The sequence below is a fragment of the Spiroplasma endosymbiont of Megaselia nigra genome, from assembly GCF_003987485.1.
Classification (GTDB): domain Bacteria; phylum Bacillota_I; class Bacilli_A; order Mycoplasmatales; family Mycoplasmataceae; genus Spiroplasma.
Window position 1 is genome coordinate 1 of record NZ_RCOO01000018.1, and the last position, 12887, is coordinate 12887.

General features: G+C 26.8%; 7 protein-coding genes. 1 reads left to right on the forward strand and 6 read right to left on the reverse strand.

The features are described from left to right. Positions 1-382 precede the first annotated feature (382 nt). Positions 383-1159, forward strand: coding sequence for a MurR/RpiR family transcriptional regulator (locus D9R21_RS01755; RefSeq protein WP_241568654.1), 777 nt, complete (start codon positions 383-385; stop codon positions 1157-1159). 188 nt (positions 1160-1347) lie between these two features. Here D9R21_RS01755 and pheT read toward each other — a convergent pair whose 3' ends face one another. From pheT to D9R21_RS01785, 6 genes are all read right to left on the reverse strand, one after another. Further along, positions 1348-3741: a phenylalanine--tRNA ligase subunit beta gene (gene pheT, locus D9R21_RS01760; RefSeq protein ID WP_126820849.1), complete on the reverse strand. Its 2394-nt coding sequence runs from the start codon at positions 3739-3741 to the stop codon at positions 1348-1350. Between the two features lie 10 nt (positions 3742-3751). Further along, on the reverse strand, positions 3752-4789 hold the full coding sequence (pheS, locus tag D9R21_RS01765) for a phenylalanine--tRNA ligase subunit alpha (protein ID WP_126820850.1): 1038 nt from the start codon (positions 4787-4789) through the stop codon (positions 3752-3754). A gap of 306 nt (positions 4790-5095) precedes the next feature. After that, positions 5096-8299, reverse strand: a complete 3204-nt coding sequence (locus D9R21_RS01770) for an ABC transporter permease (RefSeq protein WP_126820851.1) — start codon at positions 8297-8299, stop codon at positions 5096-5098. 68 nt (positions 8300-8367) lie between these two features. Next, entirely contained in the window at positions 8368-9900 is a 1533-nt protein-coding gene (locus D9R21_RS01775; RefSeq protein WP_126820852.1) for an NAD(P)H-hydrate dehydratase, read from the reverse strand. Positions 9901-9948: 48 nt separating this feature from the next. Next, positions 9949-10647: a M48 family metallopeptidase gene (locus D9R21_RS01780; protein ID WP_126820853.1), complete on the reverse strand. Its 699-nt coding sequence runs from the start codon at positions 10645-10647 to the stop codon at positions 9949-9951. Positions 10648-10680: 33 nt separating this feature from the next. Continuing rightward, positions 10681-12009, reverse strand: coding sequence for an MFS transporter (locus tag D9R21_RS01785; protein WP_126820854.1), 1329 nt, complete (start codon positions 12007-12009; stop codon positions 10681-10683). Positions 12010-12887: the final 878 nt, after the last annotated feature.

Sequence of the window (12887 nt, forward strand, 5' to 3'; positions counted from 1 at the left end):
TCTTAGTTTATCAAATGTATTTTCTAGTAATATATTTAACAATTAACTAATAATTAAATAAAACAATTATTTAAAAATTTTTTAAGAAAAGAAAGGATGAATTTTTCAGAAAAAACCTATTTTATTAAGTGTAAAAGATACTATCTAACGATTAATCCAATAAATATAAGTATTTTTACAAAATAAAAAGCACTTTATTTTTTTCAATAAAGTGCTACATTTGCATTTACAATTTACATGTAAAAACAAAAAATATCACTTTTTTTTGTAAGTGATATTGCTTTTACATTAATTTCTAATTTTTATATTTTTACCCTACTTTTATTTATACGACCTTTATTTTTATAAAATATAAATGTGCTGTAAAAAATGAGGAGCCAAAATGAAAATTATAACATACGAAAAAGAAAACCAATTAACTGATTTGCAAATTCAATTAATTGAAAAATTAAATAATGACATTCAGAGTGTTCTAGAGTTAACTATTAACGAATTAGCAGATATTCTTTTCATTAATACTTCTACCTTAAGTCGTTTAATTAAAAAATTGGGGTTTGAAAATTATAGTAAATTTAAAGTATGAGTTGCTGGAAAGTATAATAATATCAAGGAATTTGATATCCAAGAAAATGAGACAACTCTCCATAATATTATTGATAATATTTATAAACTGCATACTTATGCATTAGATGAAACTTATCGAAATTTAAAAGTTAATCAATTAGAAAAATTCATTGATACAATTCATACGAGTGAACGAATTTTTATCCGGGGAATTAGTCGCCATACTTTAATTTGCGAAAATTTAAATTTACACTTAAATGTTTTAAAATATAACTCAACTTATCTTGTTAATTATTATGCCACAATTCAATTAATTGAAACTCTTAGTGAAAATGATTTATTAATTTTAATTTCAAAAAGCTTACAAGATGCTGAATATCATTTCCTAATTGAAATTGCAACAAAACGAAATGTTAAAATTATTTTATTAACAATTAATAAAGAATATAAAGGACCACCTAATTTACAAAAACTAACCTTAGAGAATACTGAAATTATAAATTTTTATGTTGATAATCCCCGTTATGTTTCACGATTGATGCTAATTAATATTGTTTTTGGAATGTTAATTGCAAAATATCATCCTACTCACTAATGAAGAATATCAAGATTATTATGCAGCTATTAATGAATGACACGAATATATTAAAAAAATAAAATAACTAGTGAACATCTGTTTCAAAAGATGTTCTTTTTATATAAAAAATAAACCAAGTTCTAATTAAAAGGATTAAGATTTAGTGTTCATAAATTACCTTAATCCTCAAATACATAATTTTTTTTCTAGCGAATTTTTAATTGTAATTTCTTCAAATTCATTTTAATTTGTTCAAATTGTTGGTTAATATCTGTTTCAGTTAGCTGTTTTGCCATATCATTAAATGTAAAACTAATTGTTAAAGCAACATGATTAGGAATTTCTTTATGATCAAAATACTGGTCAATCACTTCTATTGCAACAACATTTTTAACTCCTGTTAAAATCTTTTTCTTAATTTGTTCGTAGGTTATTGTTACTGGTACTCAAATTGAAATGTCACGACTACTTGTACTAAATTTAGAAGGCGGTGTGAAAAATGTTTGTTTCTTATGGGGATAATTAAACATTACTTCAAAATTAATTTCGCCAAAATAAGTTGTACTTTTTAAATCAACTTCTTTTTGATAACTAGGATGAATCACACCAATAATTGCTAATAATTGTTTTCCTAAAAAAACATGACTAGTTTGATAAGGATGGTAAATTTTATTTTTTGGTGCTGATTGATATGATAATTCATCAATATCAATTTGTTCACTTTGCAAATAAGCTTCCAATAAACTTTTAATATAATAATACGAATTAGAAAGACTATCGCCTGTTATTTTATTTTGAACAATTTCTGCTTGACTTACAAATGCCCCATGATAATAACTTTTCTCATTTACATAAATTTTTTCAACAGTAAATAACTTAACATTTTTTTGATTTCGAGCATTATTATATTTAACACTGTTTAATAAACTATTTGTTAAACTTAACCGCATTACGGCATGTTCTTTCGATAATAGTGATAGTAACTGATATGGTTTTTGATAATTAAAAAAGTTAAAATGAGTAATTTCTTCTTGTTTAACTAGCGCATATGTTTTTGCCTGATAAAAACCATTATTTAAAAAGAAAGTTTCAAAATTTTTAATTGTTTTTTCAGTAGGACGTTTAGCCTTAACTAAATTTGGTAAGACCGGTGGTTGAGCAACAATGTTATTATAACCAAATAACCGGGCAATTTCTTCAATCAAATCAGCTTTCTGAAAAATATCGGTACGAGTTACTGGTGGTGTCACAAATAATTGTTCACCTTCTGTTTTAAATTGGAAAGCTAATGGTTCTAATAAAGATTTAATTTCTAATAAGGTAAAAGAATGACCGATAAATTGATTAATCTCAAGTAAAGTAATGTTAATTGGCTCAACTGTTTTATTATATTCTTTAATAAAATTTAAAACTGATAACTCGGCTAAAAAACCATTAATTTTTAATAAATACAAATAACGTGATAATCCTAATCCAACAGTAGCATAACTAAGGGGTTTGATATAACGTTGTAAATTAATGTTACTAATACCAACTTTTCGTTGTTGTTGACGCATTATAATATGATTTAAATGGAGTGCTAACACTGTTATCTCCGTTGTTGTAGCACTAATAGCATAAGTCGGATTAACGCGAACACCAATTAATTCTACAAATTCATTCCCATCAAGAACTACTAAATCACCTTTTTTAATATTAAAAGTTTTATTTTCATAATCATCAGTAATTTTTAAAGGGTTTTTAATTTTATTAAAATCATAAAGTAATAATGGTTGCCCTGTTTCAAGGGTTGCTTTAATTGCTAAATCGCCAAATGGATCTGCTACATTTGATTGATATTCATTAATTTTTAACCAAATTCGATCTGATAATTTTAGCGGAGTTTTTTCCGGCGTTAATTTAATATTAACACTAATTGCTGATTCAACTGCTGATGTTGCAATTTCTACTTTTAATGGATTTTGATATTGTTTTCAATTTTCTGTTGATTCTAATTCTAACGGAAATAATTCACGTCTAAAATAGCGGACTAATTCACGGGCTAATTCATAAGCACTTAAGCAATCACTGCGGTTTAATGTTAAATCAATCTCAAACAAATAATCAGTTAAACCAATTTTAGTTAAAACATCTTCAGTACCAATCATATCATATGAACCTTCTTTTTCATTAAAAGTTAAAATAATTTCATCTTGTTCGGCTGGCGTTAAATATTTTTCAGCAATTCCTAATTCACTTAATGAACACATCATTCCTTCCGAAGCATATCCTTTAATTTCACGTTTTGCAATTTTTGTGCCATCGGCTAACACTGCCCCTGGACGAGCAACGACAACATATCCATTTTCCGCTGGGTTACTAGCTCCGCAAACAATTGGATCAACTAATTCTTGTCCTGTATCAACTAGACAAAACTTTAAATGCGTATCAGGAATTTTATTAACAACTTGAATTCGACCACAAACAATATTACTATTACGATCAAAATTATGCGTACGTTCTACTTCAAACCCTAAACTATTTAAAGCAGCAACAATATCAGCATTACTAATATCAGTAAAATCAATATATTTATTTAATCATCTTCTTGTAATAATCATTTTAAACCCCCTAATCAAATTTCTTAAATTGTTCTAAAAAGCGGATGTCATTTGTATAAAAAAGACGAATATCATCAATCCCATATTTTAACATCGCAATTCGTTCAATCCCAATACCAAAGGCAAAGCCAGTTAATGTTGGATCTTGTCCACATGCTTGATAAACAAGCGGATTAATCATCCCAGAGCCCATAATCTCAATTCAACCAGTTTGCTTGCAAATTGAACAACCTTTACCTTGACAATTAACACAAGTAACATCAACTTCAACAGATGGTTCTGTAAATGGAAAAAAACTTGGCCGTAAACGGATTTGTGTTGCTTCACCAAACATCCGTTGACAAAAGTATTGAATTGTTCATTTTAAATTAGCAAAAGTGATATTTGGGGCAACTAAAAACCCATCAACTTGCATAAATTGATGTGAATGTGTAGCATCATCATCATCACGGCGATAAGTATTTCCAGTTGAAATCATTGCAATTATTTCATTTTTACTTTTCATCTGTGAAATTGCACGGGCTGTCATATTGGTACAGTGTGTTCGTAATAATGTGTTTTTAGACAAATAAAATGTATCTTGCATATCACGAGCTGGATGTCCTAATGGTAAATTTAAGCGTTGAAAATTATATTCATCATCATCAACTTCAGTTCCAAACACAATATCATATCCTAATTCTTGAAATAATTGCGAAATTTCATCAATAACTTGGTTTAATGGATGCTTTGTTGCTAATACTAAATTATATCCTGGTAATGATAAATCAATTTTTTCTTGTTCAATTGTCGCAATTAATAAAGCATTTTCTAATTCGGTTTTTTTAACTTGACATAATTCAGTTAATTCTCCTTTAATTTGATTTGCTTTTTTACCAATTGTTAAACGTTCTTGATGTGTTAAATCTTTCATTTTTTTCAATAAATCATTCAACATTGATTTTTTCCCTAAATATTTTAATTGAACGGCATTAACTTCCGCCACTGTTTTTGCTGCTTTAATGTTTTTTGTTGCTTGGGTAAATAATAAGTCTAATTCTTTTTCCATTGTTTAATCCTTTCTTGCTGAAGTCTAATTAAGTTAGAAAAATCCTTGTCTATATTAAAAAAATATAAACAAGGAGCAATTTCTTACGGTACCATCCTTTTTTTACTAATAAATAGTCTTAATTACAGTTAACGAATCATTTATATTAAATAATCAGGCTGGGATTAGCAGCTCTCATTAGGTGAATTTCTTAATATCTCACCAGTTATTTGCACCAATCATAACCTCTCTGACGATAAGCATATTAATTACTATTCCTAAATCAACGATTTAATCTGAAATTTTATAATTTTATTATAACCTATTTTACTCAGTTAATTCATTTAGTTTTTGTTTTTTTACTAAATACATAGATAATAGTCATAATAGAACTAAAATAATACTAATAATAGTCCCAACTTTTAATGGTGTTTGTCAATTTAATGGTAAATTAATAACAAATTTAAACTGTTCTAAAATAATGTTAACAGCAAAGTACCAAATTAGTAAGGAAATAACATATGCCAGGAAGAAGGTAAATAAAACACCAAGAACATAATTACCAATTACAATAAAGTTTACTTGCCGTGGTTTATATCCTAAGGCTCGCATTGTTAAAATAACTGAGCTAGCTTCATCAATTACCGAAAAAGTAATAACTGCTAAAATAATGAAAATAATAATTCCATTTAATATTTGTAAAATTAACAATGAATCATTTAACATCCCCAAGCCTGCCGATGCTAATAATTTTTGCAAGGTAATTAATTCAACATTATTTGGACCCATAAAGATACTAATATCACTACCATCACTAGTTATTGTTGTCATAATTTTTCCTAAATTATCCGTAATATCATGGTTAAAAATATTAATTGTTAAGTTTTGCAATGTAATCTTATAATCTTGTTTCCCCATTAGCAATTCTTTTGGGTTGATCTTATCATAAATCATTTTTTCCTTATAAATAACTCCATCATAAAAATAATTTGGGACTGGTTTTTCGTTAAAATCATAAAATAAAAACCGAATAGTATTAGCATTAATAAAAACATTGCTTCGTGTTGTATCATTTTTATTAATTTCCTTTACAACAATTGATATATTATACGGAGATATTACATTTTTAACAGTAAATTCAAAAGTGTCATTAATTTTTAAATTATTTAATTTAGCTATTTTTTCTGAAATAATTGCAGGAATTTGTGTTCTTGTTAATGGGGCTGCAAACAATTCGTTAATAACCGTTTTGTTAACACCTTCCATTTGATAAAAATTTGTCCAAGTATTTGATTCAATCCCTTTTAAATTAAAATCACTAATTACTGCTGTTTCACGATTACTTGGAGTTACAGCTAAATTAAGAACTGGCAATTCTGTTTGAGGATTATAATACAATGTATTAAAACTAACAACTGTGTTAATATGTGTCTGGTCAATCAGATTACTTAAATTAACAATATTTTTTCCTCAATCTGGTAAATTTATTCCTGTTATATTTGTTATATCTTTAACAACTTGAATTAAATCAGTTAAATAAACTGACTGATAAATTGGCTGATAAAGAAAGAGTTTTTGTCATAATTCCATATCCATCGGATTATGATGAATCGCTGTTGCTAATTCATTAAATTTTGCTAATGAAACAGCTTGGGTTTGTTCAACATTACTTGTTGGTAACACTCGAAAATGATTATTATTTATTAATTTTAATTTTTCTTCTCCTGTTGGAGTTCGATGACTTGTTGCCATTGTTAATAAACTTGGAAATTGGAAGCGATGGTCAACATCTTTTTGATAAACATTACTAAACGAATAAACAATTTGTCGAAAAATATCAGATGCATTAAATTGAATGATAAAGAGTAATGAAGAAATAAAGAAAATAAACATTACAATCATTCATTTTCAAAATTCTTTTAAAGTAAATGCTAATTGAATTCGAAACAAGAAACTTGTTTTACTAAAAATTTTTTTAATCCCAATTATTAAACCATAAAAATGCATTTTTCCAGCACCATTAATTAATACTAAACTTGGTTTTTTTAAATAACTCATTGTAAATAAAAATGATAAAGTAGTAAAAAAGATGGGGATAACTAAAAACAAAATTAGCATAAATCATCAGGAAACATAAATTAATTTAAATGGAATTAATAATCCTGTTGTATATAATGTATTAACATATAACTGAATAGGAATACTAACACAATATCCTAAGATAATACCAAATAGCATCGTGACAAAAAACTTTGTTGAAAAAATTCATGATAATTCCGTTGTTTGATAACCAAAAGCTTTAAAAATTCCAATTTGACGACGATTTTTATTCATCTCTTTTTTCATTGTATAATTAATAAAAATAAAACCTAAAAATAACAACACCGAACCAATTGCACTATACAAAATAATTTGAATATTAATATTTTGCGTTTGCATTGCAATATCACTATTTTCATATGGAATTAAAGTTGCTGTTGGATTAATATAACCCGGTGCTAAATTTTCTTTTAAAGTTAAAATTGCATTTGTTGAATTTAATTTAATTAAAATTTTTTGACTTGGATTTAAAGTAATATTTCCTAACTCACCACGAACATTTGCATCCTGCAATTGAGTTTGGAAATGCTCAGTTGTAAATAATACACCGTATTTCCGAATATCATTGCTACTATTAATTTTTAAACTTGTCCGCTTAATAAAATTATCCAAATTATTTCCAATTCCAACAATTTTTAAATTAAAATTTGGGTTGTTCGGAATGACTGGAAAAATATCTCCAATTTTTAAATGATTTTGCTCTGCAAATAAACTACTAACAACCGCTTCATTATCTACTGTTGGCAACTGTCCTTGGTATAATTTCAATTGGTTAAAATTAAAGGCGGCTGTCTGTTCTAGATTTTGTACTACCGCAGGAGTAATCTTTAAAGTATAATTTGAACCGCTTTCTTGTTTAAAAGAAATAGCTTCAAAAACACCAACAGAATATTCTGGCAAAGTTTTTTGTCGTAATAACCGGGTTACCATTTCTTTTGGTTGGTTTCAATTAAATTTTTTAAAATAAAGATAGCCAATCGGATTAACACTATCAATATTTTGCTTCATTCCTCGATATTGCGCAACTTCCGCTAATTTAGTAATAATTTGACTTGTTGAACAAATTTGCTGTAATTCTGGACTTGCAAGAGTACCACACACACTTTTTATTGTTTTTCACCAACTACTGTTTTCATTTAAAATTGCTTGAGGAACTCCTGTAACATTAATTTCTTGCTTATTTTTATCAATAAACTTATTATGTAAATAATAATCTTCCATAAAATTAGGTTTATAATCTTCAACACTAAAATTATAATCTCATTGTTCAGATGTATATACTAAATCATTATATTTTATTTTATATTGTAAAGCACCTGATAAAATTCCGGCAATTGTTGCAATAATAATGATAATAAAAAGAATTAAACCTCCGGCTTCAATTCAATTTTTAAAATATGATTTTAAATAACTTTTTAAAATTTGGCGCATTATTATTCTCCATCTTTCATTTTAATCAATTATAACAAATTCAAAAGTTACCGAAATAACCAAAATAACTATTTTTTAAAATTAAGCGAATCGTCACTTCCAATAAGCTCTGCTAAAACAAAACCAATTTGATCAATAATGTCTGTTGGTAACACTGGTTTTTTGTATTGTGAAATTTCATCACCAGCTAACCCGTGTAAATACGTTCCAACAATTGCTGCTTCAAACAATTCATAACCTTGACCAACTAAACTAGCAATTAAACCAGTTAGCGTATCACCCATACCAGCAACAGCCATATATGGATTACCAGTACCGTTAATATACACACGATTACCATCCGTAATAATTGATTGATATCCTTTTAAAACAACAATAATTTTATACTTATTAGCAAATTCTTTTGCAATATTAATTCGATTACTTAAAATTTCTGGCACACTTTTATTAATTAAACGTGATAATTCCAATGCATGGGGTGTTAAAATTGCTCGTCCACGTAATTTCCGTAATAACGGGACGTCTAAAACATTAATTCCATCAGCATCAACAACAATTGATCCTTTATAATTATCTAAAATATAATTTAAAGTATTATATGTCCGTTCTGTTTTTCCTTTTCCCATTCCATAGGCAACTACATTAACTTTGTTTGTTAATAAATCTAAAATTCGGGTTCGATCAGAAGCATCACAAAACGTAATTTCTGGAGCAGTATTATTGGTTTTTCCTAATAATTCTGGGGATAATGTTCAAATTACTAGGCCAATTCCAGCATTTAATGCCATATTAGCAACTAAAGTCCCAGCATTTAAATATTCTAAACTTGAAGCAAAAATAAGTAAATTTCCATAAATGCCTTTGTGTGAAATTAGTGAGCGGGAATGTAATTGGACACTATCCGTATAAAATAAGTTGTTATCAATTAATTTCGCGCAAATCCTATTAATTTCTTGTTTATGAAACCCCAATTGTCATACAACAACCTTTCCTAAGTAAGGAATAATATCATAATTAATAAAAGCTGATTTATAAGTAAAAAAAGTAACAGTTTTATTAGCCTTAATTGCAATTGTTGGAATTGTTGCACTATCATTTTCAATTCCACTTGGAATATCACATGCTAAAACATATTTTTGACTTTCATTAACTTTTTTAATAATTTCAGCAATGGCAGGTGGCATTTTTCCATGATAACCAATACCAAAAATGCAATCAATAATAATATCAGTTCATAAAATTACTGCCTCAATATTATCATCAAGAAAGGTCATTGTTACATTTCGCAACTTTTTAACTAATGAATAATAATATGCCACTTCTGGGGTTTTAGCAGTATCAAAGGTTTTTTTATCAGTGCAAATATGAATATGAATCTTTTTTGTTCCATCATAATCACTAATTAATTTTGCTAAACAAAAACCATCCCCACCATTATTACCAATGTTAGCTAAAATTAAAAAACTATGAACTGCTAAATTCAAATTATGAAATAAACCCTCGGCTGCTTTCGTCATTAATTTAACTGCTGAAATATCAAATTGATTAAAAATAAAATTTTCAAGATTTTTAGTGTCTTGTTGATTACTAATATAAATCATATTTCTTAATTCCTTACTTATTTATGTTAAATTAAAAAGAAAACCATATTAGATTCCTGGTTTTTTTAAAATTTCAACTTTTTCACGATAATTTGGCATATATTTTTCAACATGATATCAAAACGCCTTAGAATGATTATGATGAACTAAATGTGATAATTCATGAATAATTACATATTCCAATACTGTCGGATCAAAATGAATTAACTTTGTATTTAAAACAATTTTTTCCGTTTGTGGATAACACACACCTCATTTACGAACCATTGCTTTAATTGTTAAATTTTTATAAGATAAATTCATTATTGTTAATCATTTATTTAATAACTGTTCAAATTTATAACTAAATTTTTGTTTTAAAAAATGGTGTAACTTTTTAACATTTTCATCATAACTACCAGCATCTTTTAATAAAAAATATTGTCGATTAATAATTTTTGTATGAATATTTTCATTGGTTAATTGCAACGGATATTTTTCATTAAAAACATAAACATAACCTGTTCCGTTTGGATTAATGACAATCTTTCGATAATTATCGTGAACATTAATTACCGTAATTACCTTAATAATTTTTTTAATATTTTTATAAATTAGAGCTTCAATTTCCCAATCATGGGCATAACTAGGGGCCGATACTTTAATTTTGCCATTATTAACATTCAACACAATATTCTTTTGTTCTTTAATAATTAAATCATATTTAATTAAGTTGCCCTGATATGGTAGCACTTTTTCCAATGCCATGCTATTCCTCCTCCTATCATAAATATGGATTAATTAATGATTATAATCTATTTTATCATCATTTTCATTTTCATTCTCAAAATTATGGTGTAAATCCGATGATTGTAAAGAATTATTAGTTGCTGGTTTTTTTGTAATATCTTCACGGTATTTTTTTCCTGCTTTTCAAATTTTATCAATATCACCTAAAAAAACTTTACCATCATAAGAACTATCAACACGGGCATTGGGATTAATGCGTTGCTTACCACTTGGTTTTGGAACCGAACCAATTCGTTCTGCTAATTCTGTTTTATCTAATGACATATGTTGTTTTGATTTTGGAATAATAATTGAATCATAGGCATTGAAATTTCCTTTTGAAGACGAAGTTTCCGCACTAAAAATAAGAGCTGAATAATCACGATGTTTAATAATATCACCTTTTTTCACAAAGTCACCTTCTTTTTCAATAAGTAATCCTGCTGGTGATTCATCAACAATTCCTTCACCCTCTTTAATTGTGCGTAAATATTGGCCCTCTGCACCAACACGAATTGTTGGTTTTGAATTATCATAATTATTATTTTCTTTCTCTGGAACAAGATGTGCTTCACCTTGCTCATGTAAAAGAGAATTCCGAGCCATTTTTGCTTTCAATAATGCCATTTTTGCTTTTAAATCATTTGTTGTTGCAACTGATTTGTTGTTAAGAGGAGTTTTTGTTTCTTCAATAGGAGTAAGTTCAGCTTGATTAACCATTTCTTTTTGTGGTGTTAACCCACGAGCACCGATTTTACCAGTTTCAAAATTAATCGCTGTTAAGCGATTTTTTTGATCTTGTGTTAATGATTTTGCTTTTCGTGTTGTATGATAATAAGCTATTGCAAAGCAACTACCGAAGAAGGTTAAGACTGGTCCAATAAATAGTAAAATAAAACCTGAATTAATTGGTAAATTTAACTTAAAAATATTTAAACCAGTTTTAGCACTTATTGGTTGACCAGCAAGCACAACAGCCATTGTTAATAAAATGCAAGATATTAATCCAATAACAAAAGCGCCACTTATGCCAAAAATTTTATAACCATTATTTTTTGATAAATAATTTGGAATTAAATACAGCAATACTAAAAAACTAGAAATTCCAATTAAAATCCCACCAATTAATTCTGGGTTTGTCATCACATTATGATATACTGTCATATTTGAAAACTGTAAAAATAAAAGAGCAATATCGTGTAATAGCATATATGCAGCATTATAAAGGAACATTTGATTATTAATTTTATTTGCTAGCATAATTAATATTCCGAACAGTAACGCACTAAAAATTCCGCCAATTGTTAAGAAAGTTAATGACACTCTACGTAATTTCTCCATTTTTTTCACCTATTTTTTAACCATAACAAACCATACATATATTATTTGGGTATATACTGTAATTATACCCTATTTCTATCAAAACCAATAATAAAATGTAAAAATCGTTTGTTATTTATCATTTTAATTAAAACAAAATCCAACAGAAAAAACAATTTAAAATTTTAAAAATAAAAAAGATACTAGTTTTAAATTAAAACTAGTATCACTTCACATAATTGTAACACAACCTTCACTCAGGGTAATGTTTATTATTTTGATAATTATATTTGTTCAGAAATAATTAAATAATTCAGGGTATATATATTATGTTTATTAAAAATTGATTTGCTACTTAGTTTAAAGGATAAAAAAAGAATGGACATATTTGTATCACAAATCATTTTACAGACTAGTTTGTTTTTTATGAAATAGACAAGGGAATTATTTTTAATTATTATTCTGAAACGATTGAAAGTTAATAGTTTTGTTAATTGATATTTGATATTTGATATTTTAATACATTAAAAAAATATCTATATCTTTTCGCTTAACATCCCAACCACCCTACCAGAATTCCAGAAGATTGATAAATTTAAAAGTAAAATGAATTAGTTACTAATTGCTAACTAACCATTAAATAAATGTTAAACTTTATAATCCTGCATCAAAATAACGTATATCCAATTACATTATATAATATAATATATTATTTTATTTTCAACAAGATAATTTACTTTAAAAATTAAAAAATAGTTTTATTTAAAACTAGTTTTATCCTAACACTTTTTTTAATTGTAATAAGACTGCACCCCAAAAAGTAAGTAAAATTAAAAAAGAACTTTACTAAACTTTTAGAGGAGGTGCATTTTTATATGGCAAGAAAAGGACAAAAATTT